The sequence below is a fragment of the Mesorhizobium sp. L2C084A000 genome, assembly GCF_000502875.1.
Classification (GTDB): domain Bacteria; phylum Pseudomonadota; class Alphaproteobacteria; order Rhizobiales; family Rhizobiaceae; genus Mesorhizobium.
This window is the reverse complement of sequence record NZ_AYWX01000020.1, coordinates 23,241-47,989: the sequence shown is the minus strand read 5'-3', so window position 1 is coordinate 47,989 and position 24,749 is coordinate 23,241. Positions and strand designations below refer to the sequence as shown.

Sequence of the window (24,749 nt, the reverse complement as noted above, 5' to 3'; positions counted from 1 at the left end):
GCTTCACTCCGCCATATCGACATCGGCAAAGTTCTGCCGGCCGAAGGGGTCGAGCACGTAGTTGAGCACGCTCTTGCGGATCGGGATCGCCACCACCGAATGGGCGATCGGCGCCACCGGCACCTCAACCTTCAGGATCGCTTGCGCCCTGGCATAGATGTCGGCGCGCTGTTTCGGATCGGCGGCGACGCGGCCGTCCTGCAGCAGCTTCTCGAAATCCTTGTCGCACCAGCGCGAGCGGTTGGAGCCGCCCTTCACGCCGTCGCAAGACAGCAGATAGCTCAGCATGTTGTCGGGGTCGCCATTGTCGCTGCTGCCGCCGAGCAGGTAGGCGTCCTGTTCGCCCGCCGCGGTGCGCTTGAGATATTCGCCCCATTCGAAGCTGACGATCTCGGCCTTGACGCCGACTTTCGCCCAGTCGGCCTGGATCATCTCGGCCATGCGCTTGGCGTTGGGATTGTAGGGCCGCGATACCGGCATCGCCCACAGGCTGATTTTCAGGTCGCTCTCGTGGCCGGCTTCCTTCAGCAGCGCCTTCGCGCCATCCGGGTCATAGTCGATGCCGGCATCGGTGACGGCGCCGATCTGCGCCGGCGGCACGACGCTGCCGGCGACCGTGCCGGCGCCGGCATAGACGGCGTCGACGATCGCCTTGCGGTCGACGGCCTTGGCCAGCGCCATGCGCACGCGCACATCGCCGAGCGGCTGATGTTCGACATTGAAGCCGAGAATGCCGATGTTCTGACCCTTGAGGTCGAGCACGGTGATGTCGGGATCGGTGCGCAAATCGGCGACGGCGCTTGGCGGGGGCGGGGCGGCGACCTGGCACTCGTTGGCCTTGAGACGCTCGACGCGCGTGGTCGGTTCGGGCGTGACGGCGAAGACCAGAGTGTCGATCTTCGGCGGGCCGCGCCAATAATCCTTGTTGGCGGCGTAGCGGATCTGGCTGTCGGGGACATAGGCCTGCAGCACGAACGGGCCGGTGCCGACGGGCTCGCTATCGATCAATTCCGGCGTGCCGGCGGCGACCATCTTTTCGGTCTGCTCCAACGACAGGATAGAGAGATAGTCGAGCGCAATGCCGGGCAGGAAGGTGACATTGGCAGCCGTCAGCGTGAAGCGCACGGTGTGGTCGTCGACCTTGTCGATCTTGTCGATCAGCGTGCCCATGCCCAGTGCGTTGAAATACTCGTAAGCGCCGCCGCCGAGCTTGTGGTAGGGATTGCTGGCGTCGCGCTGGCGGTTGAAGGTGTACAGCACGTCGTCGGCATTGAACTCGCGCGACGGTGTAAAGTGGTCGTTCGACTGGAATTTCACGCCGTGGCGTAGGTGGAATGTGTAGATCTTGCCTTCGGCTGAGACCTCCCAGCTTTCGGCCAGCGCCGGCCCGACCTCGGTCGTGCCAGGCTTGAACTCGACCAGCCGGTTGAAGATCGTCTTGGCGGCGGCATCCATGGTGGAGTCCGCCGTGCCGATCGCCGGGTTGAAGGTCTCGGGATTGGCTTCCGAGCAATAGACCAGGGTTTTGGCGTAGGCCTGTCCGCCGAGAAGGACGGATGAGGCCAGCAGGGACGAGGTAAGCACTGCGCGCAGAACGGATTTCATCGCAAACGCTCCTGATGACACTTTACGGGTTGAGGGAAGGGCAGGCCGGTGATGTTCATGGCGTCGCCGCCGGGGTGATGAAACGGTTGGGCGCAAGCGCGGCGGACGTGATTCCGCGTGCCGTGAGATCGTCCGGCAGCGGCTGGCCGCGTAGCAGCACTGAGCCCAGCCGCGCCAGCGTCAGCGACACCTGGAAACCGTAGCCGCCCTGGCCGCCAAGCCAGAAGAAGCCGGGCAGGCGAGGGTCGAAGCCGATGACCGGCGTGCGGTCAGGCGAAAAGGTGCGCAGGCCCGCCCAGGGCGTCGACGGACGGCCGATGCGCAGCGACGTCGCCTGTTCGATGCGGTCGACGGCGATCGCGACGTCGATGTCTTCCGGATAGGCGTCGCAGGGTTCGGAATCGGTCTCGTCGGCCAGCGAGCCGATCAGCCTGCCGGCATCGGGCTTGAAGTAGAATTGTTCATGCAAATCGACCACCAGCGGCCAGGCGCTGATGTCCGTGCCGGCGGGCGGATCGAACAGGAAGGCGGTGCGGCGCTTGGGCCGGAAGCCGAGACCGGAGAGACCGGCCAGCCCGGCGACGACATCGACCCAGGCGCCAGCGGCGTCGACGACGATGTCGGCCTGGTAGGCGCCGGCACTGGTGGTGACGCTGAAGCCGTTTGCGACGCGGGAAATCTCCAGCACTTCCTCGCCGGTGCGGATCACGCCGCCGCCGGCCTTGAGCGCGGAGGCTGAAGCCGCAAGCATCTTTCCCGTGTCGACATCGAGCGCGCCGGGTTCATGCACGCCGCCGCAGGTGGTTGCCGTGGCGATGACCGGCACCAGCGCGGTGACTTCTGTTGCTGACAGGCGCCGCACGCTTGGCACCAGCGCCTGCATCTCGGCCGCCATGCGGTCGACGGCTGCACTGTCTTCGACACCGCCGACGTGCAGCGCGCCGCGCCGGTGGGCGGCGAAGCCGCCATTGATGATCGCCTGTCGGCTGGCCAGCGACAGCGCCCGCACCAGCGCATTGCCATAGGTTTCGGAAAACAGCGCCGCGGAGCGGCCGCTGGCGTGGTAGCCGAGATGCGGCTCGCGCTCGAGCACGGTGATCTCGGCCCAGGATTGCACGGCCGCCGCCAGCGAAAGGCCGGCAATGCCGCCGCCGATGACGACGATTTTTTGGAGAGACTTGGACTGCATGCCCTAGGGGTAGAAATAATTTCGTATCCAGTCAATATTTAGCGTATAAGAAAATTGTTGGTGTTGTTGATGGCGGCAGAGAGTTGGACTACCTAGGGTGGACTGGCGGCTCGATGGGGCCGCGCAACGGAGCTGACGATGTCGGAGCAACCGAACCTCGGTGATTGTCTGCGCGGCTTGAGGAAAACGCATGGCTGGACCTTGCAGGAGGTCAGCACGCTGACCGGCGTCGCGGTGTCGACGCTGTCCAAGGTCGAGAACGACCAGATGTCGCTGAGCTACGACAAGCTGCTGCAGATCTGCGAGGGGCTGGGCATCCATGTCACCGAGCTGCTGAGCGGCGACCGCAAGCAGCCGGCCGCGCGCACCCGTCGTTCGGTGACTTCGCAGTCCAACACGCTGCGCCAGCTGACCCGCAACTACGACTACCGCTATCTGGCCACCGATCTGGTGCGCAAGCGCATGGTGCCGATCCACGCCTATGCACGCGCCCGCACGCCGCAGGAATTCGGCCCGCTGACCAGGCATGCCGGCGAGGAATTTTTGATCGTGCTCAAGGGCGAGATCGAACTGCACACCGACCAGTACGCGCCGGTGCGGCTGAAACAGGGCGACAGCGTCTACATCGATTCCACCATGGGTCATGCCTACCTCTCGGTCGGCGAGGGCGACGCCGAGATGCTGTGCGTCTGCTCCGGCGACGAGCCTGATATGGAAGGCACGCTGCTGAGCGTGCTGGAGACGGTGGAGGGGTAGGGACTAACATTCTCGATGGCTGCGCCGCCCCTCATCTGGCTGCCGCCATCTTCTCCCCGCAAGGGCAGGGCTATCGCATATGGAATTCCTGAGATGTCTGCCCGGCACGGACCCCCACCCCTAACCCCTCCCCACAAGGGGAGGGAGACTTCCGTTGCGCTGACCCAGGCTAGTCGCCTGTCTTTCGGCCCAAGAAGAATTAAAGGCACGCGGCAGCGTTCCCTCCCCCTTGTGGGGAGGGTTAGGGTGGGGGTTCTTCTTCGCAAGAATCCNTGAGATGTCTGCCCGGCACGGACCCCCACCCCTAACCCCTCCCCACAAGGGGGAGGGAGACTTCCGTTGGCGCTGACCCAAGAGAATCGCCTGTCTTTTCGGCGCCAACAAGAATTAAAGGCACGCGGCAGCATTCCCTCCCCCTTGTGGGGAGGGTTAGGGTGGGGGTTCTTCCTCGCAAGAATCCATATGCGATAGCCCTGCTGTAAACGGGGAGAAGGACGATCCTATTGACGGGCGGCGCTGGCTTCGACAATTGAGCCCCCACTACATCGCAACCACACGCCCCATTCCCCGCCGAACCGCCTCGCGATAGGCGAGATCGGCCGCCACCATGTCCTCCATAGCAACGCCCATGGCCTTGTAGACGGTGACCTGATCGGCGCTAACCCGTCCCGGCCGCCGCCCGAGCAGCATGTCGCCGAGCTCGGTTCCGGTTTGCGGATCGAGGTCAGCGAGTTCGCAGGAGCCGACCGGCGTCGGGGCAAAGGCCTCCCTGGTCTCGACGAACAGGCTGGCCCTGCCGATAAGCTCGACCGGCAGTTCGCCGCCGGGCGGGGCGACGCCGACCGATGAGATGTGAGTGCCGGGCCGCACCCAGTCGGCCGAGATCACCGGCGCATAGGAATGCGTTGCCAGGCAGACGACGTCGGACGAACGCACCGCGGCCTCGATATCGGCGACGGCGACGACGCCGGGATGCTGCGCGGCAAGCGCCTGCGCATCGGCGAATTCCTTCGAGACGACGCGGATCTCGGTGAAGTCGCGCACCAGCGGCAGAAGATTGAGATGCTGGCCGGCCTGCACACCGGCGCCGACCACCGTCGCGACCTTGGCGTCGCGGCGGGCGAGTTCACGCACCGAGAGCACGGCGGAGCCGGAGGTGCGCACGGCGGTGATGTAGGTGCCGTCCATGACGCAGACCGGCATGCCGGTCTGCGGATCGAACAGATGGATGGTGGCGAGGTGGCTGGGGATGCCTCTGGCGACGTTGCCCTCGAAGACGTTGACGATCTTCACCGTCAGATGCATGCCTGCCATCCATGCCGACATCGCCAGCGAATAGCCGACCTGCGGAATGTCGAGCTGCGGCCGTGCCGGATTGACCACCTTGCCGCCGGACAAGGCCTTGAAGCCGCCGGCGAGCACGTCGAGAAGCTGGCGCAGGTCGATGCAGGTTTTCACCTCGGCCTCGCTCAGGATGAGTACGGGCGTGTCACCCTTGGCCTGGGCGCTGCGGGAGGTCGATATCGCTGATGTCATGGAATCCGCTTTCGTTATGGGTTGCACGACAACGGTATTGCGATCTATCAGCGTGATGAAATATGCTGTTTTCGTTATTTTGGCGTGACTATCACGCGTGCCCGGCTCACAAAGCGTGAATCCTGAAATGGACGATCTCGACCGTATCGACCGCTCGCTGCTGCGTTTGTTGCAGGAGGACGGCCGCCGCACGACGCTCGATCTGGCGCGGCGGGTCGGCCTGTCGCCGACCGGGGCGACGCAGCGCGTCAAGCGGCTGTTCGCCGAAGGCTTCATCCGCGCCGTGCGCGCGGTGCTCGATCCTGCTCGGATCGGGCAGGCGCAGCTCGTCTTCATCGAGGTGCGGCTCGACCACACGGCGCCGCATGTCTTCGACCGCTTCGCCGAGGCGGTTCTGCGGGCGCCCGAGATCATCGAATGCCACATGGTGGTCGGCGGCTTCGACTATCTGGTCAAGGCGCGCATCGCCGACATGGCGATGTTCCAGGATTTTTTGCAGCGGGTCATCCTGCCGCTGCCCGGGGTGCGGGAAACGCACACCTACGCCTCGATCGCCAATGTGAAGCCCGACGCCCTGCTGCCGATCTAGACCGGCGGCCGTTCCCCCGCATCCAGCAGCCATTGCCGCACCGCTTGCGTCGGCTCCGGGTGCCGCTGCTTTCTCGGCATCACGACATAAAAATCCTGCGTGCCGCGCATTTCGCCGCTGACGGGCTGAACCAGGCGGCCCGTGGCGAGATCAGCGGCGACGAGGAAGCGGCTGGCCAGCGCAATGCCCTGGCCGGCGACGGCGGCGTCGATGGCGAGGCCCGTCTGGTTGAAGCGCATCCGTTTCAATTCGGTCGTCATCTTCAAGCCGACCGCTTTCTCCATGAATTCCGGCCACAGATTGTGGGCATCGTGCAGCAGCACATGGTGCTGGATTTCGGAGGCTGCGATTTCAGCAGCATCTTCCTGCAGCAAGGCCGGGCTGCAGACGGCGATGATCTGCTGGGGAAACAGCAGGTCGACGACCAGACCGGCGCCGAAGGGTGGGCGGCCCTGGCGCACCGCGATGTCGACGCCATCGGCCTGGAAGCTCGACAGGCTCTCGCTGGCCAGAACGCGCAGGTCGACAAGCGGGTTGTGCGCGACGAAGTCGTGCAGCCTCGGGATCAGCCATTTGGTGGCGAAGCTTGGCGTCACGCTGACCGTCAGCCGCGCCGGTTCGGGACGCAACAGCAGCGTCGCCTCGGAGATCAGGTCGAAGGCGCGGCGGATGTTGGGCACATAGGCGCGGCCCTCATCGGTCAGCGCCAGACCGCGCGGCAGCCGCTCGAACAGCTTTGTGCCGAGATCGGCTTCCAACCCGCGAATGTGCTGGGCGACCGCCCCTTGAGTGACGTTCAGCTCCTCGGCCGCGATGCGGAAGTTGAGATGACGCGCCGAGGCTTCGAAGGCGCGCAGCGCATTCAATGGCGGCAGGCTGAGGAAGGCTTCGGGCATGCAGGAGTTTTTCTACAGGTTGATTTCAAGCATTCTGGTTCGAACCGGTGTGGAAAACCAGCTATATCGACGTTCAACTCCCGAAAACACCGTTTGCGGTGCCCGCCAACCCTGAGAGGAAAATCCGATGAGTGTAGAAAAAGTAGCTGTGGTGGTGGCCGGCGGCAGCGGCATGGGTGCGGCGGCGGCCAAGCGGCTGGCGGCGGACGGCTTCAAGGTCGCCATCCTTTCGTCTTCCGGAAAAGGCGAGGCGCTGGCTGGGGAATTGGGCGGGCTCGGCGTCACCGGCTCCAACCAATCCAATGAAGATTTACAGCGCCTCGTCGACCTGACGCTGGAGCGCTTTGGCCGCATCGACGTGCTGGTCAACAGCGGCGGCCACGGGCCGCGCGCGCCGATCCTCGAAATCACCGACGAGCAATGGCACACCGGCATGGATGTCTATCTGCTGAACGTCATCCGTCCGGTGCGCATCGTGGCGCCGCAGATGGTCAAGCAGAAGGGCGGCGCCATCATCAACATCTCGACCGCCTGGGTGGTCGAGCCGAGCCCGATGTTCCCGACGTCCGCCGTGTTCCGCGCCGGGCTTGCCGCCTACACCAAGATCTTCGCCAACACCTATGCCGCTGACAATGTACGCATGAACAATGTGCTGCCCGGCTGGATCGACAGCCTGCCGGCCACCGAGGAGCGCCGCGACAGCGTGCCGATGCAGCGCTACGGCACCTCGGAAGAGATCGCCGCGACCATCGCCTTCCTGGCTTCGGAAGGCGCCGGCTATATCACCGGCCAGAACATCCGGGTCGACGGCGGCATTATCCGCGCTATTTGAGGGCGTCGATCGGGAGGGGGACTCCGGCATCTCACCCCAAGGAGCAAAGAATGCGGCTTTTGATACTCGGCACCGGCTGGATGGCGCAGGAACATGCGCGGCGCTTCATCGCCATCGACGGCGTCGACATTGTCGGCGCGGTCGATGTCGATCCGGCCCGGGTCGGCGAGTTCGCCGACAGCTTTGACATTCCCAACCGCTTTACCGCGCTGGATGAGGCGCTGGCATGGGGCGAGTTCGACGCGGTGGCCAATGTCACGCCCGACCGCATCCATCACCCGACCACCATGACGCTGATCGCCGCCGGCAAGCCGGTGTTGTGCGAGAAGCCGCTGGCCGAAAACTTCGGCAAGGCGACCGAGATGGCCGACGCCGCCGAGGCCGCCGGCATCGTCAACATGGTGAACCTGACCTATCGCAACGTCGCCGCGCTGCAGAAGGCTCGCCAGATGGTGCAGGCGGGCGAGATCGGCATGGTCAGGCATGTCGAGGCGTCCTATCTGCAAAGTTGGCTGGTGTCGAAATTCTGGGGCGACTGGCGCACCGATCCGAAATGGCTGTGGCGCCTGTCGCGCGGCCACGGCTCGAATGGCGTGCTTGGCGATGTCGGCATCCACATCCTCGATTTCGCCAGCTATGGCGCCGCGGTCGACATCGACCATGTCTTCTGCCGGCTGCGCGCCTTCGACAAGGCGCCCGGCAACCGCATCGGCGACTACGGGCTCGACGCCAATGACAGCTTCGCCATGACGCTGGACTTTTCCAACGGCGCCTTCGGCGTGGTGCATGCCAGCCGCTGGGCAACAGGCCATCTCAACGAGCTGCGTCTGCGCATCTATGGCGAGAAGGGGGGCATCGAAGTGGTGCACAATCTCGATGGTTCGACGCTCAAGGCCTGCATCGGCGAAAACGTCGAGAACGCTATATGGGAAGAGCTCGACGCCGGCACGGTGCCGACCAACTACCAGCGTTTCACTGACGCAGTGCGATCCGGCGTGCAAGCCGAACCGTCCTTCCGCCATGCCGCCGAATTGCAGCAGGTGCTGGATCTGGCAGTGGTATCGGACGAGAAGCGCGCGGAGCTGCGGGCGAGTGCGGAAACGCGGTGAGCTGGGGCGAAGCGGCGGAGAGCGCGGGCGCCAGCGGTCGAGATAGCACTGCCGCCAACTTCGGATTGGAGGCTGCGCCAGTCAGGGGCCGGTCACGAGCGAAAAAACCAGTTTCTGCAAATTGCCGCCATCGCCGAATTCGACGCGGTCGAAATCTCGGCTTGCCTGCACACGCGCCTTCGAAATCGCGTCGAGCCGCTTGACCACCTCGGCCCTTGTCTTGCTGCATTTGGGATCGTCGGCGACGGTCAGGCCGTCCGTAGCGGCTTGGATATCGTGGACCATCTGGACCATGCTGGCGCCATGCACCTTCTCATGGGCGGCGACGCCGGCGATGAAGGTTTCCCAGTTCTTCTGGACGGCGGGCGGCAGGGAGCCGGAGGGTTTTGGCAAGGTGTAGGTGACGATCAGCTTCGGCCGCCCGGCCGTCAGCACGCAGTCCTTGCCCCTGGGCCGGTAGTCCCTTAACCCCCAGGTCAGCTTGAAATTGGTGTAGGCGATGGCACGGGCAATGCCGAGCTTTGGCCCTTTCTCGCCGATCGAGCGGTAGAGTTCGGCGCCGGACCGGCCCGAGATCGCGTAGGGCTCGATCTTCTCGACCGGCTTCCACTCGGCATGAGCGGTGAGCGGCGAGGCCAGCAGGGCGGCAAAGGACAGACACAGGCGAACGCAGGCTTTCAATCCAACTCTCCGCGAAACAGGACTGGTTGCCGCAACGGGCATGCCATCGGATCGCTTTTCCTATATGCTGCCGACGGGCGCTGCAAATGCCCTGGAGGCAGTCAATTGGGGGGAGTCATGAGAGCTGGACATCTCGTCGTCGTCGGTGCGGTTGCGGTCCTGCAGGCCGCGCAGCCGGCGTTTGCCGCGTCGTGCGGTGGCTGGAGCGCCAAGATGGAGGAAGACGAGGGCGGCAGCGTGCTGACCGCCTCGGTCTGCGGCGGGCCGAAAGGCGATGCGCATCTGATGCTGACCTGTTTCGACACGCCGGTGCTGAGCTACGATCTCGGTGCCACCGGCCAGCAACTGGAGCCTGGCATCAGCGGTTCGTTCGCGTTCAAGGCCGACGGCAAGACGGTAACGAAGACGCTGCAGCTGGAGGCCATGTACAACTACTTCGTGGTCAATCTGGCGAAAGCCGATCCGCTGCTCGACCTGCTGCGAGGGAAGGGCGATGTGTCGGTCAGTTCAGCCAAATATGGCGAGATCAGCTTTCCGCTGAAGGGCTCCAGTGCGGCCATCGGCAAGGTGCTGGCGCAGTGCGGCAAGGCCGGGCCAGCGGAGGGGGATTGAGGGGCTCTACAGTTCGATGCCGGCGCACCAATGAGGCGGTTCTCGTTGGCTCACCGGGCTTGCTGCCGAACCACCCCACCCAGTCGCACCGTCGCGGCCATCAACTCCTCGTCCGAAAACCCCGAAAAACCCAGCACCAGACCTTGCCGGGGCGCCCCGCCGATGAACATTGAGGACAAGGCCCTGGCGCCGACACCCGCCGCCTTCGCCGCCTCGACGATCGCGGTGTCCGGCCCGGCGTCCTTCAGCGTCGCCATCAAATGCAGCCCCTGTTCGGGCACGGTTACTTCGAGGGCATCGCCGCAATGCGCCTCGAGGCCGGCGACCAGGACGTCGCGCGCGGCCTGGACGCGGCGGCGCACGCGCCGGAGATGCGCGGCGAAATGGCCTTCGTTCAACAGGTCGGTCAGCGCGCCTTCGGCCAGCGTCGAGGGGAAGCGGTCGGAGCGCGCCCTGACCGCCATCACGGCATCGAGCAGCGCTTCGGGCACCACGACATAGCCGATGCGCAGGCCGGGGAAGAGGATTTTCGAGAAGGTGCCGAGATAGGCGACACGGTCTGAACCGTCCATGCCCTGCAGCGAGGTCAGCGGTGGGCCGGCATAGCGGAACTCGCTGTCGTAGTCGTCCTCGATGATCCAGGCATCGTTGCGCCGCGCCCAGTCGAGCAAAGCGAGACGGCGGCGCATCGTCATCGTCACGCCGAGCGGATATTGATGCGAGGGCGTGACATAGGCCGCGCGCGCCTTGGAGCACAGGCTTTCGCCGATCTCGGGATCGAGCCCTTCCGCGTCGACCGGTACCCCAAAAACCCTGGCGCCGCTGCCGGCCAGCACGGCCTGCGCCATCGGGTAACAGGGGTTTTCGATCCAGACGGCATCGCCGGGGCTGAGCGCGGCGCGCACCAGAAGATCCAGCCCCTGCTGCGTGCCCGAAGTCAGCACGATCTGGCCGGCGTCGCAGCGCACGCCGCGTGCGGTCCTGAGATAGGTGGCAATTGCCGTGCGCAGCGGCAGGCCGCCACGGGGATCGCCATAGCGGAAATGCTCCGGCCCGGGGCGAGCGAGGTGGCGCGACAGAAGGATGCGAAACAAATCAAGCGTGCGCGGATCGGACACCGCCACGCCAAGGCCGCAGGGCAGCGAGGTGGCTGCGTCGATCTCCGGCGGACGCGCCTTGACCAGTGTTGTCGGCAGATGCGGCACGTCAGGCGCGACGAAGGTTCCGGCACCGATCCTGGCGACGGCGAAGCCTTCCGAGACCAGGATTTCAAAACAGGCAACCGCCGCCGAACGCGACAGGCCGAAGCGCTGTGCGAGATCCCGGGTGGTCGGCAATTTGGCCCCGGCGGCCAGCGCGCCGGTCTCGATCAGCCGCCTGAGCGCCGCATAAAGCTCGCGGCTGCGCGGGCCGTCGCCCGGCAGGACCGGGATCAGCGCCGACCAATCCGGCAAATTGGTCTGTTTTTTCTTCATCGGATTGGTTCTTTTATCAACCAATGTCATGGCGCATGGTTGGCAGACAACAACCAAGGATGCAAGCCGTGAACGACACGCCAGCCAGCTTTCCGACCACCAGCCGCAACCGCGTCAAGCGCCTGCACGAGCGCGGCAGCTACGACCATGCGGCAGTCTTCGCGGTGCTGGATGCCGGGCTTCTGTGCCATGTCGCCTATACGTTCGACGGCCAGCCCTATTGCACGCCGACCATCCACTGGCGCGAGGACGACATGCTCTACTGGCACGGCTCGTCGGCCAGCCGCATGCTGCGCTATCTGCGCGGCGGCACGCCGGCGTGTCTGACGGTGTCGCATCTCGACGGGCTGGTGCTGGCGCGCTCGGGCTTCAACCATTCCGCCAATTACCGCTCGGCGATGTGTTTCGGCACGGCGCGGATCATCGACGAACCTGATGAGAAACTGAAGGCGCTGGCCGGAGTCGTCGACCGCTTCTATCCCGGCCGGAGCGAGACCTTGCGGCCGATCTCGGTGCAGGAGGCCAAGGCGACGATGGTGATCGGAATGCGCATCGAGGAGGCGTCGGCCAAAGTGCGCGCCAAGGGCGTCGGCGACGACGAGGAGGATTACGGGCATCCGGTGTGGGCCGGCGTCATCCCGGTGCGGATGGTGGTCGGCGCCACCGAGCCGTGTCCGAGGCTGCTGCCCGGTGTGGAGCGGCCGCAGAATCTGGCTAGATATGCCGAGGGTGCGAGACTTGATGACGCGCTGACGCAGGCGCAGCTGGCGTATGAGGGCGAAGTTTAGCCAGCGCCTAGTGGGAGCGTATTCAAATCTTGCCGCTGCCGCCGCCTCGCGATATCTCGACACCATGATCACCTTCCGCCGTGCGCAGGCCTCCGACCTGCCTGATATCGTCGCGATGCTGGCCGACGATCCGCTTGGCGCCGGCCGCGAGGACGCTTCCTTGCCGCTGGCGCAAGGCTATGTCGATGCTTTCAACGCCATCGACGCCGATCCCAGTCAACTGCTGGCGGTGGCTGTCGAGGGCGGCGAGGTGATTGGCACCTTGCAGATTTCTTTCCTTGCCGGGCTCTCGCGCAAGGGCGCGTGGCGCGGGCAGATCGAGGCGGTTCGGGTTGCCGGCCACCGGCGCTCGGGGGGCGTCGGCAGGCTGATGATCGAATGGGCGATCGATGCGTGCCGGGTGCGCGGCTGCGGCCTCGTCCAGTTGACCACCGACAGGTCGCGCGCTGACGCGCACCGCTTCTATGAGAGCCTCGGCTTCACCGGCAGCCATCTCGGCTATAAGAGAACCTTGTAGTTTCCCGCCCCGTCCCGCCCGGACAGCGGCTGGCGCATAGCGGACGGCTTTCAGCCCTATTCAAAGCGCCGGCAAAGACTGATATAGGTCAGCCAAGTTGACCTATATTGCAGCGTCTGGGGAGGCGTGTCGTGACCCTTATGAATCTGTTGGCTTCGCGCTCGTCGCGCATGAAAGCGTCGGAAATCCGCGAACTCTTGAAGCTGCTCGACCAGCCCGACATCATCTCGTTTGCTGGCGGCATTCCCGACCCGGCGCTGTTCCCGGCCGAGGCGATCCGCGACGCCTATGCTTCGGTGCTGGGCGGCGCCGAGGCGGGTGCGGCGCTGCAGTACCAGGTCTCGGAAGGCTATCTGCCGTTGCGGCGCTGGCTCGCCGGGCAGATGGGCAAGCTTGGCGTCGCCTGTGACGAGGCCAATATCTTCATCACCTCCGGCTCGCAGCAGGCGCTGGATTATCTCGGCAAACTGTTCCTGTCGCCGGGCGATACCGCGCTGGTGACGTGGCCGACCTATCTGGGCGCGCTGCAGGCTTTCAACGCCTATGAGCCTCGCTACGACCGCCTGACCCCGGCCGGCGGCAACATGACGCCCGATGCTTATCGCGCGGCGGCGGCTGCAAATGGCGGCAAGGCCAAATTCGCCTATCTGGTGCCGGATTTCGCCAACCCGACCGGCAACACGCTGAACCGTGAGCAGCGCGAGGCGGTGCTCGACCTCGCCGGCGAACTCGACATCGCCGTCATCGAGGATGCCGCCTATCGCGCGCTGCGCTATGACGGCGAAGGCGAGCCGCCGATCCTGGCGCTCGACTGCATCAGGTCCGGCGGTATCGACAAGGCGCGCACGCTCTATTGCGGCTCGTTCTCGAAGATCCTGTCGCCGGGCATGCGGGTCGGTTGGGTGTGCGCGCCGCGCCAAATCGTCGAGAAGCTGGTGCTGATGAAGCAGGCCTCCGACCTGCACAGCCCGTCGATCAACCAGGTGGTGATGCATCGCGTCGCCGAAGCCGTGTTCGACGGCCAGGTAGAAAAACTCATCGGCGCCTATCGCGAGCGCCGCGACGGGCTGCTCTCTGCACTGGAAGCCCACATGCCGGAAGGCGTGACCTGGAGCCATCCGGAAGGCGGCATGTTCGTCTGGGTGACGCTGCCGGAAGGGGCCGACGCCACCGAGCTTCTGGCGCGGGCGGTCAAGGAGGCGCGGGTGGCCTTCGTGCCGGGCAGCGCGTTTTATGCCGACGGCACCGGGCGCAACACGCTGCGGCTGTCCTTCACGCTCGCCGACCGGCGCGCGGTGAGCGAAGGCATTCCCAGGCTAGCCGCCATCCTGAAGGGATAGGCCGGCGCCGGAAGCCGGCTTTGCCTCCGCCATTACAGTCACCAGCCGCTCAAGCTTTGAAAGCCTGGTGCGAGCGAGCTTGCGGACCGGCTTTTCGAAACCTTCTTCGCCGTTTTCGACGACGAAGACCAACGTCATGAAATCGAGCATGAACTCATCTATGGCTGCCGCGACCTCGCGCGACCTGCCCTTGAACCGGCGCAGCAGAGCGGTTGCTTCCTCGATATCGTCGACACCGGCGCTGTCGACAAGCGCTTCGAGCCTCTGAAAACAATCCAATCGCAATTCCTCCCACCGCGCCACCAAACCCGGTTGCGAGCGGAAAGTTCCAAACTGAGAGTGGTCTCGCGAAAGAAATCGCCTCCACCGCTCGAATTCCGCGGTTTCGACCGGCCATCGGCAATTTTTTTGTTCGGGTGGAACCTCCGCGGCCAACAAAGGTTCTTACTAGGTCTGATCCCCCCTCAGACCTCTGAAGGCTAGACATGCTTTCCAAAGGCCCGCTGGATCCCCTCCCAGCGGGCCTTTTGTTTGCTGGACGGAAGGAGTATCCGCATTGACGACGCCCTGTCCGAACCTAAATTCGAACCCACACGAGGAGGCGTTTTCATGGAAACCCAGGAATTGCATCGCGGCCGGCTCATCGACCACATCCAACTGGTGGTCGGGGACCTTGCGGCCAGCCGGCGTTTCTACGAGGCGGTCCTGCAGGCGCTCGATGTCCCGATTGGCGGCAGCGGCGCCGACTTTTTCTGGGCCGACGAGCTGTTTGTCTCCACTGCCGACAGCCCGGCCGCACAGGGAAAACTCACCGGCCGCCATCACCTGGCTTTCCAGGCAAGGGATCACGCCATGGTCGATGTCTTCTACAAGGCCGGGCTTGCGGCTGGCGGCACGGACAATGGCGCACCGGGCGAACGGCCCTATCACCCCGGCTATTACGCCGCCTTCCTGCTCGATCCCGATGGCAACAACATCGAGGCCGTCCATCACGGCCCCCATAGTCGCAGCGCCGCTTCGGTGAAGATCACCTTCTAAGCTGCCGATATTCAGCCGGCCGGGATCGCGGGCGCATGGGGCGATGCTGGAGAGAGAGGCTGCTTTGCGTTGCCAGATTGGTGGCCACGATGCTAACCGTGCAAATGGCGAGCGGGAATCGGTATCGAAGCAACGCGCGCTGCAAAATCCTCAATAAAACTCCCCTTACCCCCGTGGAGATATATTTTTTATGCAAAACCCAACAAGGGCGATCTGTGCCGCCACGCTTTTATTTGCGATCGGGGCCGGTGGCCTCACAAGTATATCACCTTTTGCTTATGTTTCATCGGCGCAGGCGCAGGAGGAATATCTTCCGACCCAGAAGGATTTTGTCGGTAAATGGAAACTGAACGGTGGGGCCATCCGGCCGCCGCGCGATATGAAGGATGCGCCGACACCGGAACAGGAAGCGGCCGCCAATGAATTCCAGCAGACGGTGACCGCGTTTTACGGGGCGTTCGACTATCTGGAGATCACGGCGGACGGCCGCTACAATTTTCATCAGCCGGGTGATCCGACGTCGGGGCCTTGCGTCTGGTGCGGAACCTGGTCCTTCAGCAAGAGTTCGGCGTGGCTCAAGCTGGAGACGGCGCCCAGGCTGGATATCTACGCCAAGGACGGCGACATGCAGATGACCTACACTGTCGAACCCGACGAAAAATCGAAATATGCATGGCTGGTATTCGGTTGGGCGAAGGCCGAGTAGGCGGCGGCGCACGGCTCGCCAAACGGGCCTAAGCGGCTTTTCATCCATCTCGTATCCTCGTATACAAGAGGGAGCCAGCCGCCCGAGGAGACCGCATGAACCCGCTGCCTGAAACCGTGCCGTTTTTCAGCCAGTGGGAGACGCCCGACCTGACGCTGGACGTCCTCGCCGACGGCGCGGATGTTGCGCTCAGGCGCGATCCGCTGTGGCGGAGGTCGGGCGCGGAAACCCTCGATGAGTATGCGGTCTGGGCGGCCAACATCTGCGGCATGGCGTGCCTGAAGATGATCCTGGCCAGCCGCGGCGAGATCGTGCCGACGATCGAGCTTGCCAGGCGCTGCACCTTATATGGCGGCTATGTCGTCAACGGGGGATCGATCAAGGGGCTGATCTACGCGCCCTTCGTCAGCTTCGTGAAGGAAGCCTTCGGCCTGCGCGCCGAGGTGATGACCAATATCGCGACAGCGGAGATTCCGGCGATCATGCGGCGGACGCGCTTCTTCATCGCGTCGGTCAGCAGTTCGATCCGCTGGCCCGAGCGCGAGCCGCCCTCGAAGGGCGGTCATCTGGTGCTGGTCACGGCGGCGTCCAACCAGGGTTTCCGCTTCCACAACCCGTCCGGCCATGACCCCGCCACACAGGCAGACGCAGTGTTGGCGCCGGCCGATTTCGATCGCTTCTTCGCCAATCGCGGCATTGCCGTCGCCATTTGATTTTTTTGACAGTCGAGGGATTTCGATGACCGGTAAGACAAGAGTGGCCATCCTCTATGGCGGGCGTTCGGCCGAGCATGACGTGTCGCGCCTGTCGGCCGCCAATGTGCTGAAGGCGATCGACCGGACGCGCTACGACATCGTGCCGATCGCCATTTCGCGAGACGGCGGGTGGCTGCTGCAACAACTCGATGGCGCCGCCGCGATCGGCGATGGCGGGGCAGGGGCGCCGGTATCCGAGTATGTTGCAGAGGTCGCCCTGCTGCCCGGTGGCAAGGGCCGGCTGGTTGCCGTGTCGCCGGATGGTACGCGGCCTGACCTGCCCCCCATCGACGTCGTGTTCCCGGTGCTGCACGGGCCGTTCGGCGAGGACGGCTCGGTGCAGGGCTATGCCGAGGTCGCCGATGTCGCCTATGTCGGCTGCGGCATCCTCGCCTCGGCCGCCGCCATGGACAAGGATGTCGCCAAGCGGCTGATGCGCGAGGCGGGATTGGCGGTTGCCCGCTCCGTCACCGTGCATCGAAACGGCAAGCATTCCTTCCAGGAGATTGCCGGGATGCTCGGCCTGCCGTTCTTCGCCAAGCCGGCGCGCCAGGGCTCGTCCTTCGGGGTCAGCAAGGTGAATGACAGGGACGGCTTCGAGCAGGCCATCGACACGGCTTTCCGCTACGACGGCAAAGTGTTGATCGAGGAATTCGTCGAGGGCCGCGAGATCGAGTTCTCGGTGCTGGAGCGCGCCGACGGGTCGCTGACGGTGTCGCTGCCCGGCGAGATCATTCCGGCCGGCAAGCACGGCTTCTACACCTATGAGGCCAAATATCTCGATGCCGACGGCGCGCTGGTCAAGGTGCCCGCCGATATCCCGGCCGATGTGGCCGAGAAGGCCAGGGATATGGCGCGGCGGGCATTCCAGGCGCTTGGCTGCGAAGCCATGGCGCGCGTCGATTTCTTCCTGCGCGCCGATGGCAGCCTGCTCGTCAACGAGGTCAACACCATTCCCGGATTCACCGACATCTCGATGTACGCCAAGGCGCTGGCGGCATCAGGCATCGGCTACAGCCAAACCATCGACGTGCTGATCGAGCACGCGCTGGCCAGGCATGCGGCGCGCTGATCCGAACGAGCGAGCCTGACTTCCATTCCGCGCGTTGAGAGCGGCCGACGCGGGCCGGATCATTGCCTGTTGAGTGAGGTGTATTTCACCGTTGGCTAAAGTTGCACGTCGGCTCTATATGCCCGATCATGGCATTTGGCAGGGAGGCATCACGTGGCCAATCGTCGAAACGGCACGGCGTCTCCGGCTGATGGGCCGGGCGACGCCCTTTCAGCGGCCGCGCTTCATCCGCGAACCTCATTGCCCAATGTGGCGGCCATCGTCACGACAGTGGCGGCACTGTATTTCGGGCGCGAGGTTTTCCTGCCGATCGCGATCGCGCTGCTGCTGACCTTCGCCCTGGCGCCGCTTGTCTCAGCTCTTAAAAAGGTCGGTATCCCCCGGATTGCCGCCGTCATTGCCAGCGTGCTCGGCGCTTTCGCGGCCCTTGGCCTGTTCTCCTTCGTCGTCGCCACGCAGGTCAGCGAACTGGCGCAGAACATCCCGGTCTACCAGACCAACATCCTGACCAAGATCCGCTCGCTCAAGGAAACCGGGGTGGGGGGCGGGATCCTTGCCAGACTGAGCAAGGTGGTCGAGCGGGTCGGCCAGGAGATCGACAGGCAGGACCCCTCGCTGCCGGCTGCCACCCCGGAAAAGCCGCCGCGCGAGCCGGTGCCGGTCGAGATCGTCGCGCGCGAAAGGCCGCTCCAGGTTCTGCAGAACATCGTCGGGCCGCTGATCAGCCCGCTTGGCTCGGCCGGGCTGATCATTGTCGTCGTCATCTTCATGCTGCTCGAGCGGGAGGATCTGCGCGACCGCTTCATCCGGCTTGTCGGCTATGGCGACCTCCACCGGACCACCGAGGCGCTTCAGGATGCCGCCAAGCGGGTGGGCCGCTATCTCTTGATGCAATTGGTCGTCAACATCGTCTACGCCGTACCGATCGCGATCGGGCTCTGGGTCCTCGGTATTCCCAATGCGCTGCTGTGGGGGCTGCTGGCGCTGGCGCTGCGTTTCGTGCCCTATATCGGCCCGATCATAGGCATGCTTTTGCCGCTGTTCCTGGCGCTGGCCGTTGCGCCGGGCTGGTCGCTCGTGCTGTGGACGGCCGCCCTGTTCGTGGTGATGGAGCTGATCACCGGCAATGTCATCGAACCCTGGCTCTACGGTTCGCGGACAGGACTGTCGCCGCTGGCGATCATCGTCGCGGCGATTTTCTGGACGTGGCTTTGGGGGCCGCTCGGGCTGATCCTGTCGACACCGCTCACCGTCTGCCTGGTGGTGCTGGGCCGGCACGTGCCGCAGTTTGAATTCCTCGACGTTCTGTTCGGCAACGAGCCCGTGCTCGAACCCCATGCGCGCCTGTACCAGCGGTTGCTGGCCGGTGATCCGGAAGAAGCCACCGACCACGCCGAGGAGATGCTGGAGGAGAAATATCTGGTCGAATTCTACGACAAGGTTGCCATTCCGGCGCTTCTGCTGGGCGAACAAGACCGTGTGCGCGGCGTCATGGGCGATTTGCAAAGGCGGCAGGTGGCGGCCAGTGCCCTGATGCTGGTCGCCAATCTCGACGACAGCGCGCAGGAGGAGGCAGGCGAGGAGGAGGAGCCGCCCGTGGCCGCAGAGGCGAGCGACGATGGCGATCCCAACGGGGAGGACGAGACCGACCTGCCCGATGGCACGGATATGTCCGTGCTTTGCGCCGGTGGGCGTGGCGAGCTCGACGACGCCGCCGCCGCGATGCTGGCGCAGGTGCTGGAGGTTCAGGGCGCGACGGTATCGAAAGCCGGCTTTGCCGATATGGAGCCCGCCAGCATTCGCCGCCTTGAGCTCGAAACCGTCGACACCGTCGTGGTCGGATTCCTGAACCGGGATTCCGTCAAGCACGCCCGTTTCCTGGTTCGCCGGCTGAAGCGCGCGAAGGCCGCACTTCGGGTGGGAATCGTGTTCTGGTCGGAGGCCGCTGCTGAGGACAAGGAGACGGCCGACAAACTGGCCCGTGACATGAACGCGGATTTCGTGGCGCATGGCATGGTCGACGCCGTGCTGGGGGCGCTGTCAAACGAGCCGCCGGTCGCGCTCAAGCTTGTCGTCAAACGGCGCATGCGGCGACAGCGGGCCGCGTCCAAGAAGGTCACGGCAGCAGCGGCGGGTTAGGCCCTGCCTTCGCCTTCTTCGGCAATGTCGGGGACAAGCCAGGCACGAATTGCGGAAAATAGTTCAGACCGATGTCGATTTCCGGGAGGCCCATTCGTCTTGACGATAGGGAGCCGAAGAATTCACCCAATCAGGAACGATGCGATGACAATCACCATCACGGCATTTGAACGATCGCCCGATCGCGGCAAGGGACTGGCGCGCGATACGCGCGTTCGCTGGGCGCTCGAAGAAGCAGGGCAGCCTTATGCGGTTCGGTTTGTTTCCTTCGCGGAGATGAAGGCGCCTGGCCATCTGGCCCTCCAGCCCTTTGGTCAGATCCCCACCTATGAGGAGGGTTCTCTCTCACTGTTCGAGACCGGCTCGATCATCCTTCATCTTGCCGAGCAGCACGCGGGCCTGCTGCCCGGCGATCGCGATGCCCGCGCGCGTGCGATCACCTGGATGTTTGCCGCACTTAACACAGTCGAGCCGCCGATCCTCGAATTAACGACGGCAAAGATATTCGAAGCTGACAAGCCCTGGAGCGAGGAGCGTTTGCCATTGGTGAAGGATCGTGTTCGCGCCTGTCTCGACAGGCTCTCGGCTCGCCTGAGCGCCGCCGAGTGGCTCGACGATGCATTCAGCGCGGGCGATCTGTTGATGGTATCGGTGCTGCTGCGACTAAGAATGTCGGGCATTTTGGACGAATATCAAAACCTTGCTGCCTATGTGGCGCGCGGTGAAGCTCGGCCCGCTTACATCAGGGCTTTCGCTGCGCAATTTGCGGTCAACGCCCCGAGCACGCTGGACAGGCATGGGGCGCGAACGCTCTGAGATGTTCGCAAAGCCAGGGATGATGCAGCGGATTGTAATTCTTGGAAATGCCGGAAGCGGCAAATGACCCTGGCGCGGCAGATCCCAGACTTTTGCAGGCGGTGAGGAATGCTTGAAATTCGCCCAGCCCAAAAAGCCGACCGGCCAGCGATCGTGCAACTGTGGCACCAGGGCTGGCATGATGCCCATGCGCATCTGGTTCCGGCCGAAATCCTGGCGTACCGAACGCCCGCGCATTTTTCGCTGTGGCTGGAGCAATCCACCGATGCATTCCATGTGGCGGCAGCCGATGAACTGCTTGGCTTCGTCTCCATCAACGGGACGGAGCTGGTGAAACTCTATGTAAGCCCGCAAGCACGGGGAAGCGGAACCGGTCGCGATCTGCTGTCGCATGCCGAGCATCTCTTGTCCGAACAAGGCGTGGCGGAGGCCGAGCTTTTCTGCACGGCGGGGAATCTCCGCGCGCAGAGATTTTATGCCCGCGAAGGGTGGCGCTTGAGCCGCGCCTTCGAAGACGCACTTTGGCTGCCGGACGGTGTCGCCGGCAGGTTCACCGTGGAAACCCACTGCTATCGGAAGCATCTGGGCTTTCGGTAGCTTTGTCTATTCGGAACGACCTTGGCGAGACCGTCGCGGACGCTGGAGCAGGGCGTCCCTACCGGTCGACCATCGCCATGCCCCGCTCAGTGTAGCGCGGGCCGGAGATTTTTCCCGGCGCGAGCGCGTCGTCGAGCGCGGCCATCTCGGCGGCATCGAGTTTGATGGCGGCGGCGGCGACGTTCTCTTCCAGGTATTTTCTGCGCTTGGTGCCGGGGATCGGCGCGATGTCGATGCCAAAACCGTCGCCCTTCGCCAGCAGCCAGGCCAGCGCGACCTGGCCGGGCTTGACGCCGCGCGCAGCGGCGATGTCGCTCACCTTGGCGGCCGCCTCGACATTGGCGTCGTAGTTTTCGCCCTGGTAGCGCGGGTCGTTGCGGCGATAATCGCCGTCGGGATAGTCTTCCGCGCGCTTGACCTGGCCGGTGAGAAAACCTCGGCCGAGCGGCGAGAACGGCACCAGGCCGATGCCGAGTTCGCCAAGCAGCGGGATGATCTCCGGCTCCAGATTGCGCTCCCACAGCGAATACTCGCTCTGCACGGCCGACACCGGATGCACGGCATGCGCCCGGCGGATGTTGGCCGCACCCGCCTCCGACAGGCCGAAGAAGCGCACCTTGCCTTGCGCGATCATCTCGCCGACGGCGCCCGCGACATCCTCCATCGGCACCGCCGGGTCGACGCGGTGCTGGTAGAGGAGGTCGATATGGTCGGTTCCGAGGCGGCCGAGCGAGGCTTCCACGACCTCTCGAATGTGCTCGGGCCGGCTGTCGGTTCCGACCTGCTTGCCGTTTTCGATGCGAAAGCCGAATTTGGTGGCGATCGTCACCTGGTCGCGCTTGCCCGTCAGCGCCCGGCCAAGCAGGGCTTCGTTGTCGTAAGGGCCATAGACCTCGGCGGTGTCGAGGAAGGTGCAGCCGAGTTCGATGGCACGGTGCAGCGTGGCGATGGATTCGGCCTCGTCGGCCGGGCCGTAGGACTGGCTCATGCCCATGCAGCCGAGGCCGATGGCCGAGACCTGCAGCCCTTGGCTGCCGAGCTTGCGTGTGTTCAGGGTCATGGTGGGGTCTCCAAGGAGGGGATGCCGCGACTATAGCAGCCGCATCGACATTGGCCGATCAATCGACACTCTATTCGATCAGGATGTGGGCTTCACGCGCGGCCTCGACGAGCGCCGCCCTGGCGACGTCGGGGGCGACATCGCCGCTCGTTGCCCGCCGGCAGGCGCGCAGCGCGGACTGATGCTTCGGGCTGCCTGCGTCACGCCAATGTGTGGTGAGCAAATCAATGGCCTGCTGTGTGTTGGACAGATGGTGGATGGAACCGGTGACGCCGACCGAAACCGCCACAGGCTTCGAGAACCATGCCGTTTGCATTGGAACCACCTCGATAGGGCTGAAGCGATAAACGCCTATGGCCGCTCAAAGGTTTCGTCGATGCCAATCAATCCGGTGTGAGAGTTGCCGATACCTCCCAATGGCATTGGGCGACCCATCTTGTCCGCGCGGCTCACATGTTCGAGGAGACGTCGCGGGTGGACGGTGTTTTGGGTTTGTGGGCGGCACGTTGCCGCGGCGCCTGATGGGCGGGGCGGGGTTTGACTGTGTTCACGACAGTGGGCGCCTGCGCCTTGCGGCGCTTGAGCCAGCTGGCTGACAGTTCGGCAAGGAGACTGCGCAAGCCTTTCACGACGTCCTCCTCTTGTAAGGGTGACAGGTAATTTTCGTCGCCCCAACTTGTTCCGCCGGAAATCTTTCCGCGGAAAATAAAGGTTCTTGCCGGCGAAAGCGGCCGGGCATCACCTGCCGATATAGGCGGCCAGTTCGTCCGGCGTCCCATTCGGGAAGGCCTGTTTCAGAAAATCCAGGAACGCCGACACGCGCGCGCTGAGCAGCCGCCGGGAGGGGTAGAGCGTCCAAAGAGCGATCTCCGGGCCATCGATGTCCCCCCAATTCACCAGGGTGCCGTCAGCCAAATCGTGGCTCACCAGGGAAATTGGGAGACGTCCAACACCGACGCCGGCCCGCACCGCATCCCGCACCATGATCAGCGTCGACAGAGCAAGGACAGGCTCGACCGCAATCGTCGAGCGGCCACCATGGTCCTTTACGTGCCATGTCTGGCGTTCGCCTGTGCCGCGTGCAACGCCAGGAGCGGCCTGCCCACCGGTCGTACGAGGAAGGTCCGGGCTCGCCACAACGACCAGGCGGTCGCGGAGAAACGCCCGTCCGACCAGGCTTTCGTCGGGTTTCGGGTTGACCCGGATCACCAGGTCGTAACCTTCCTCGATCATGTCGACAGCCCTGTCCTCCGTCGTGACCTCAAGCCTCACCTCGGGATGCTTGAGGGTAAATCCCGCGGCGATCCTTCCCATCGCGGTCTGAGAAAAATGCAGAGGTGCGCTGATCCGCAGCCTGCCCTTGGGTCTTTGGCCGCCCGAGGCGATCTCGGCGGCCGTCTCGTCCAGCTCGGCGAGCAAGGTCCCCGTCCGCTCGAAGAGTGCTCGCCCTTCCTCGGTGAGCTTCAGGTTGCGCGCACCCCGTTCAAACAGGCGCAGGTCAAGGCTGCTCTCCAAGTCTCCAACCCGCCGGGACAGCGTTGCCTTGGGCCGGCCGGTGGCCCTTGCCGCTTTGCCGAAACCCCCATGGCGGGCAACGAGGTTGAAATCGGTCAGGGCCAGAAGATCCATGAGTGTTCCACCAGTGAGACGGTACGTCTAAAATTTCGGCCTGTTTGACTGTTTGTGAGCCACACATATTGGGCCTGTCAAGCAACCCAACAGGAGAAATTCCATGACCATCCTCGTTACCGGCGCCACAGGCAATGTTGGCCGCCAAGTCGTCGAGCACCTCGTCAAGCGCGGCGCCGATGTCCGTGCTCTCGTCCGCGATCCGTCGAAAGCCAGCTTCCCGGCGGGCGTATCGGTCGCGCACGGCGACTTTCTCGATGTCGATTCGCTGCGCAAAGCCATGTCCGGCGTTTCCACCCTGTTCCTCTTGAACGCCGTGGTGCCGGACGAATTCACCCAGGCTTTGGTCGCGCTGAACGTCGCCCGATCGGCGGGCATCGAGCGGATCGTCTATCTCTCGGTGATCCATGCGGACGTCTATGTGAACGTGCCGCATTTCGCCGGCAAATTCGGCGTCGAGCGAATGATCGAGCAGATGGGCTTCCAGGCTACGATCCTGCGCCCGGCCTACTTCATCCAGAACGACCTGATGATCGAAGACGTCATCACCGGCTACGGCACCTACACAATGCCGATCGGCACCAAGGGGCTCGCCATGATCGACGTGCGTGATATCGCCGAAATCGCCGCTCTCGAGCTGCTGCGTCGGGAACGATCCGCAGAGCCGCTTGCGCTGGAGCGGATCAATCTCGTCGGTCCGCAGACACTGACCGGGACGGATATCGCGGCCATCTGGTCCGACGTGCTCGCACGCCCGATCAGCTACGGCGGCGACGATACCGAAGGTTTCGAGCAGAATCTCAAGCAGTTCCTGCCTGCCTGGATGGCGTACGACATGCGCTTGATGGGCGAGCGGTTCCTGACCGACGGCATGCTGGCCGACGCCGGCGACGTCGAGCGCCTGACCGCGCTTCTGGGCCGCCCGCTGCGTCCCTATCGGGACTTCGCCTCACAAATCGCCGGCTCCGCCTGACGGAACAGCTCTCATCATCACCAGGGTACAGAAACAGCA

General features: G+C 64.3%; 27 protein-coding genes. 16 read left to right on the top strand and 11 right to left on the bottom strand.

The annotated features are described in order from the left end of the window. Nucleotides 1–3 precede the first annotated feature (3 nt). The gene (locus tag X735_RS138485; RefSeq protein WP_023813857.1) at nucleotides 4–1,605 is read right to left on the bottom strand and encodes an ABC transporter substrate-binding protein; all 1,602 of its coding nucleotides are present in this window, start codon (nucleotides 1,603–1,605) and stop codon (nucleotides 4–6) included. A 55-nt stretch (nucleotides 1,606–1,660) separates the two neighbouring features. Further along, the gene (locus tag X735_RS138490; protein ID WP_023813856.1) at nucleotides 1,661–2,794 is read right to left on the bottom strand and encodes an FAD-binding oxidoreductase; all 1,134 of its coding nucleotides are present in this window, start codon (nucleotides 2,792–2,794) and stop codon (nucleotides 1,661–1,663) included. A gap of 138 nt (nucleotides 2,795–2,932) precedes the next feature. Between X735_RS138490 and X735_RS138495 the strand changes: the two genes are divergently transcribed. Then, nucleotides 2,933–3,550 (top strand): XRE family transcriptional regulator, encoded by a 618-nt coding sequence (locus X735_RS138495; RefSeq protein WP_023813855.1) that lies wholly within the window; start codon nucleotides 2,933–2,935, stop codon nucleotides 3,548–3,550. Between the two features lie 540 nt (nucleotides 3,551–4,090). On the opposite strand, the gene X735_RS138500 is transcribed toward X735_RS138495, so the two are convergent. After that, a complete protein-coding gene (locus X735_RS138500; protein ID WP_023813854.1) occupies nucleotides 4,091–5,086 on the bottom strand; it encodes an ornithine cyclodeaminase family protein in 996 nt (331 codons plus the stop codon). Nucleotides 5,087–5,213: 127 nt separating this feature from the next. Here X735_RS138500 and X735_RS138505 point away from each other — a divergent pair, with 127 nt between their 5' ends. After that, entirely contained in the window at nucleotides 5,214–5,675 is a 462-nt protein-coding gene (locus tag X735_RS138505; protein WP_023813853.1) for an Lrp/AsnC ligand binding domain-containing protein, read from the top strand. On the opposite strand, the gene gcvA is transcribed toward X735_RS138505, so the two are convergent. Beyond that, the gene (gene gcvA, locus X735_RS138510) at nucleotides 5,672–6,571 is read right to left on the bottom strand and encodes a transcriptional regulator GcvA (protein ID WP_023813852.1); all 900 of its coding nucleotides are present in this window, start codon (nucleotides 6,569–6,571) and stop codon (nucleotides 5,672–5,674) included. The two genes, X735_RS138505 and gcvA, sit on opposite strands and share 4 nt — an antisense overlap. A gap of 127 nt (nucleotides 6,572–6,698) precedes the next feature. Here gcvA and X735_RS138515 point away from each other — a divergent pair, with 127 nt between their 5' ends. Continuing rightward, the gene (locus tag X735_RS138515; RefSeq protein WP_023813851.1) at nucleotides 6,699–7,403 is read left to right on the top strand and encodes an SDR family oxidoreductase; all 705 of its coding nucleotides are present in this window, start codon (nucleotides 6,699–6,701) and stop codon (nucleotides 7,401–7,403) included. Nucleotides 7,404–7,453: 50 nt separating this feature from the next. Beyond that, nucleotides 7,454–8,512 carry a Gfo/Idh/MocA family oxidoreductase gene (locus tag X735_RS138520; protein ID WP_023813850.1) on the top strand — a complete coding sequence of 353 codons (1,059 nt, stop codon included), beginning with the start codon at nucleotides 7,454–7,456 and terminating at the stop codon, nucleotides 8,510–8,512. 81 nt (nucleotides 8,513–8,593) lie between these two features. On the opposite strand, the gene X735_RS138525 is transcribed toward X735_RS138520, so the two are convergent. Further along, the gene (locus X735_RS138525) at nucleotides 8,594–9,193 is read right to left on the bottom strand and encodes a DUF922 domain-containing Zn-dependent protease (RefSeq protein ID WP_023813849.1); all 600 of its coding nucleotides are present in this window, start codon (nucleotides 9,191–9,193) and stop codon (nucleotides 8,594–8,596) included. A gap of 117 nt (nucleotides 9,194–9,310) precedes the next feature. On the opposite strand from X735_RS138525, the gene X735_RS138530 reads away from it, so the two are divergent. After that, entirely contained in the window at nucleotides 9,311–9,805 is a 495-nt protein-coding gene (locus X735_RS138530; RefSeq protein WP_031213769.1) for a hypothetical protein, read from the top strand. Between the two features lie 50 nt (nucleotides 9,806–9,855). Here X735_RS138530 and X735_RS138535 read toward each other — a convergent pair whose 3' ends face one another. After that, nucleotides 9,856–11,280, bottom strand: a complete 1,425-nt coding sequence (locus tag X735_RS138535; protein WP_023813847.1) for a PLP-dependent aminotransferase family protein — start codon at nucleotides 11,278–11,280, stop codon at nucleotides 9,856–9,858. Between the two features lie 35 nt (nucleotides 11,281–11,315). Here X735_RS138535 and X735_RS138540 point away from each other — a divergent pair, with 35 nt between their 5' ends. The 3 genes from X735_RS138540 to X735_RS138550 all read left to right on the top strand — a co-directional run bounded on the left by X735_RS138540 (nucleotide 11,316) and on the right by X735_RS138550 (nucleotide 13,925). Continuing rightward, entirely contained in the window at nucleotides 11,316–12,068 is a 753-nt protein-coding gene (locus tag X735_RS138540; protein WP_031213766.1) for a pyridoxamine 5'-phosphate oxidase family protein, read from the top strand. A 64-nt stretch (nucleotides 12,069–12,132) separates the two neighbouring features. After that, nucleotides 12,133–12,585 carry a GNAT family N-acetyltransferase gene (locus X735_RS138545; RefSeq protein ID WP_023813845.1) on the top strand — a complete coding sequence of 151 codons (453 nt, stop codon included), beginning with the start codon at nucleotides 12,133–12,135 and terminating at the stop codon, nucleotides 12,583–12,585. A gap of 140 nt (nucleotides 12,586–12,725) precedes the next feature. After that, the gene (locus X735_RS138550) at nucleotides 12,726–13,925 is read left to right on the top strand and encodes a PLP-dependent aminotransferase family protein (RefSeq protein ID WP_031213765.1); all 1,200 of its coding nucleotides are present in this window, start codon (nucleotides 12,726–12,728) and stop codon (nucleotides 13,923–13,925) included. Here the strand turns inward: X735_RS138550 and X735_RS02795 are convergent. Beyond that, the gene (locus tag X735_RS02795; protein ID WP_245273301.1) at nucleotides 13,902–14,204 is read right to left on the bottom strand and encodes a hypothetical protein; all 303 of its coding nucleotides are present in this window, start codon (nucleotides 14,202–14,204) and stop codon (nucleotides 13,902–13,904) included. The two genes, X735_RS138550 and X735_RS02795, sit on opposite strands and share 24 nt — an antisense overlap. Nucleotides 14,205–14,534: 330 nt before the next feature. On the opposite strand from X735_RS02795, the gene X735_RS138555 reads away from it, so the two are divergent. The 7 genes from X735_RS138555 (at nucleotide 14,535) to X735_RS138585 (ending at nucleotide 21,048) form a co-directional block, all read left to right on the top strand. Further along, entirely contained in the window at nucleotides 14,535–14,963 is a 429-nt protein-coding gene (locus tag X735_RS138555; protein ID WP_023813842.1) for a VOC family protein, read from the top strand. A 190-nt stretch (nucleotides 14,964–15,153) separates the two neighbouring features. Next, nucleotides 15,154–15,669 carry a hypothetical protein gene (locus X735_RS138560; protein ID WP_023813841.1) on the top strand — a complete coding sequence of 172 codons (516 nt, stop codon included), beginning with the start codon at nucleotides 15,154–15,156 and terminating at the stop codon, nucleotides 15,667–15,669. Nucleotides 15,670–15,764: 95 nt separating this feature from the next. Continuing rightward, nucleotides 15,765–16,382 (top strand): C39 family peptidase, encoded by a 618-nt coding sequence (locus X735_RS138565; RefSeq protein ID WP_031213761.1) that lies wholly within the window; start codon nucleotides 15,765–15,767, stop codon nucleotides 16,380–16,382. Between the two features lie 25 nt (nucleotides 16,383–16,407). Beyond that, complete coding sequence (locus X735_RS138570) at nucleotides 16,408–17,496, top strand: D-alanine--D-alanine ligase family protein (RefSeq protein ID WP_023813839.1); 1,089 nt, start codon at nucleotides 16,408–16,410, stop codon at nucleotides 17,494–17,496. 153 nt (nucleotides 17,497–17,649) lie between these two features. Continuing rightward, the gene (locus X735_RS138575; RefSeq protein ID WP_023813838.1) at nucleotides 17,650–19,635 is read left to right on the top strand and encodes an AI-2E family transporter; all 1,986 of its coding nucleotides are present in this window, start codon (nucleotides 17,650–17,652) and stop codon (nucleotides 19,633–19,635) included. A gap of 144 nt (nucleotides 19,636–19,779) precedes the next feature. Then, nucleotides 19,780–20,451, top strand: coding sequence for a glutathione S-transferase family protein (locus X735_RS138580; RefSeq protein WP_023813836.1), 672 nt, complete (start codon nucleotides 19,780–19,782; stop codon nucleotides 20,449–20,451). 108 nt (nucleotides 20,452–20,559) lie between these two features. Next, the gene (locus X735_RS138585) at nucleotides 20,560–21,048 is read left to right on the top strand and encodes a GNAT family N-acetyltransferase (protein ID WP_023813835.1); all 489 of its coding nucleotides are present in this window, start codon (nucleotides 20,560–20,562) and stop codon (nucleotides 21,046–21,048) included. Nucleotides 21,049–21,106: 58 nt separating this feature from the next. Here X735_RS138585 and X735_RS138590 read toward each other — a convergent pair whose 3' ends face one another. The 4 genes from X735_RS138590 to X735_RS138600 form a co-directional block, all read right to left on the bottom strand. Continuing rightward, nucleotides 21,107–22,108 (bottom strand): aldo/keto reductase, encoded by a 1,002-nt coding sequence (locus X735_RS138590; protein ID WP_023813834.1) that lies wholly within the window; start codon nucleotides 22,106–22,108, stop codon nucleotides 21,107–21,109. A gap of 70 nt (nucleotides 22,109–22,178) precedes the next feature. Continuing rightward, nucleotides 22,179–22,424 (bottom strand): DUF982 domain-containing protein, encoded by a 246-nt coding sequence (locus tag X735_RS138595; protein WP_023813833.1) that lies wholly within the window; start codon nucleotides 22,422–22,424, stop codon nucleotides 22,179–22,181. 133 nt (nucleotides 22,425–22,557) lie between these two features. After that, a complete protein-coding gene (locus X735_RS1000000169430) occupies nucleotides 22,558–22,737 on the bottom strand; it encodes a hypothetical protein (protein WP_196815358.1) in 180 nt (59 codons plus the stop codon). A 109-nt stretch (nucleotides 22,738–22,846) separates the two neighbouring features. Then, complete coding sequence (locus tag X735_RS138600) at nucleotides 22,847–23,737, bottom strand: LysR family transcriptional regulator (protein ID WP_023813832.1); 891 nt, start codon at nucleotides 23,735–23,737, stop codon at nucleotides 22,847–22,849. Between the two features lie 103 nt (nucleotides 23,738–23,840). Here X735_RS138600 and X735_RS138605 point away from each other — a divergent pair, with 103 nt between their 5' ends. Next, nucleotides 23,841–24,710 carry an NmrA/HSCARG family protein gene (locus X735_RS138605; RefSeq protein WP_023813831.1) on the top strand — a complete coding sequence of 290 codons (870 nt, stop codon included), beginning with the start codon at nucleotides 23,841–23,843 and terminating at the stop codon, nucleotides 24,708–24,710. Nucleotides 24,711–24,749: the final 39 nt, after the last annotated feature.

What these genes read in the sequence shown, in the direction of transcription:
- X735_RS138485 (WP_023813857.1), bottom strand. Translation starts at nt 1,605, where the DNA reads ATGAAATCCGTTCTGCGCGCAGTGCTTACCTCGTCCCTGCTGGCCTCA.
- X735_RS138490 (WP_023813856.1), bottom strand. Translation starts at nt 2,794, where the DNA reads ATGCAGTCCAAGTCTCTCCAAAAAATCGTCGTCATCGGCGGCGGCATT.
- X735_RS138495 (WP_023813855.1), top strand. Translation starts at nt 2,933, where the DNA reads ATGTCGGAGCAACCGAACCTCGGTGATTGTCTGCGCGGCTTGAGGAAA.
- X735_RS138500 (WP_023813854.1), bottom strand. Translation starts at nt 5,086, where the DNA reads ATGACATCAGCGATATCGACCTCCCGCAGCGCCCAGGCCAAGGGTGAC.
- X735_RS138505 (WP_023813853.1), top strand. Translation starts at nt 5,214, where the DNA reads ATGGACGATCTCGACCGTATCGACCGCTCGCTGCTGCGTTTGTTGCAG.
- gcvA (WP_023813852.1), bottom strand. Translation starts at nt 6,571, where the DNA reads ATGCCCGAAGCCTTCCTCAGCCTGCCGCCATTGAATGCGCTGCGCGCC.
- X735_RS138515 (WP_023813851.1), top strand. Translation starts at nt 6,699, where the DNA reads ATGAGTGTAGAAAAAGTAGCTGTGGTGGTGGCCGGCGGCAGCGGCATG.
- X735_RS138520 (WP_023813850.1), top strand. Translation starts at nt 7,454, where the DNA reads ATGCGGCTTTTGATACTCGGCACCGGCTGGATGGCGCAGGAACATGCG.
- X735_RS138530 (WP_031213769.1), top strand. Translation starts at nt 9,311, where the DNA reads ATGAGAGCTGGACATCTCGTCGTCGTCGGTGCGGTTGCGGTCCTGCAG.
- X735_RS138535 (WP_023813847.1), bottom strand. Translation starts at nt 11,280, where the DNA reads ATGAAGAAAAAACAGACCAATTTGCCGGATTGGTCGGCGCTGATCCCG.
- X735_RS138540 (WP_031213766.1), top strand. Translation starts at nt 11,316, where the DNA reads ATGGTTGGCAGACAACAACCAAGGATGCAAGCCGTGAACGACACGCCA.
- X735_RS138545 (WP_023813845.1), top strand. Translation starts at nt 12,133, where the DNA reads ATGATCACCTTCCGCCGTGCGCAGGCCTCCGACCTGCCTGATATCGTC.
- X735_RS138550 (WP_031213765.1), top strand. Translation starts at nt 12,726, where the DNA reads ATGAATCTGTTGGCTTCGCGCTCGTCGCGCATGAAAGCGTCGGAAATC.
- X735_RS138555 (WP_023813842.1), top strand. Translation starts at nt 14,535, where the DNA reads ATGGAAACCCAGGAATTGCATCGCGGCCGGCTCATCGACCACATCCAA.
- X735_RS138560 (WP_023813841.1), top strand. Translation starts at nt 15,154, where the DNA reads ATGCAAAACCCAACAAGGGCGATCTGTGCCGCCACGCTTTTATTTGCG.
- X735_RS138565 (WP_031213761.1), top strand. Translation starts at nt 15,765, where the DNA reads ATGAACCCGCTGCCTGAAACCGTGCCGTTTTTCAGCCAGTGGGAGACG.
- X735_RS138570 (WP_023813839.1), top strand. Translation starts at nt 16,408, where the DNA reads ATGACCGGTAAGACAAGAGTGGCCATCCTCTATGGCGGGCGTTCGGCC.
- X735_RS138580 (WP_023813836.1), top strand. Translation starts at nt 19,780, where the DNA reads ATGACAATCACCATCACGGCATTTGAACGATCGCCCGATCGCGGCAAG.
- X735_RS138585 (WP_023813835.1), top strand. Translation starts at nt 20,560, where the DNA reads ATGCTTGAAATTCGCCCAGCCCAAAAAGCCGACCGGCCAGCGATCGTG.
- X735_RS138590 (WP_023813834.1), bottom strand. Translation starts at nt 22,108, where the DNA reads ATGACCCTGAACACACGCAAGCTCGGCAGCCAAGGGCTGCAGGTCTCG.
- X735_RS138595 (WP_023813833.1), bottom strand. Translation starts at nt 22,424, where the DNA reads ATGCAAACGGCATGGTTCTCGAAGCCTGTGGCGGTTTCGGTCGGCGTC.
- X735_RS138600 (WP_023813832.1), bottom strand. Translation starts at nt 23,737, where the DNA reads ATGGATCTTCTGGCCCTGACCGATTTCAACCTCGTTGCCCGCCATGGG.
- X735_RS138605 (WP_023813831.1), top strand. Translation starts at nt 23,841, where the DNA reads ATGACCATCCTCGTTACCGGCGCCACAGGCAATGTTGGCCGCCAAGTC.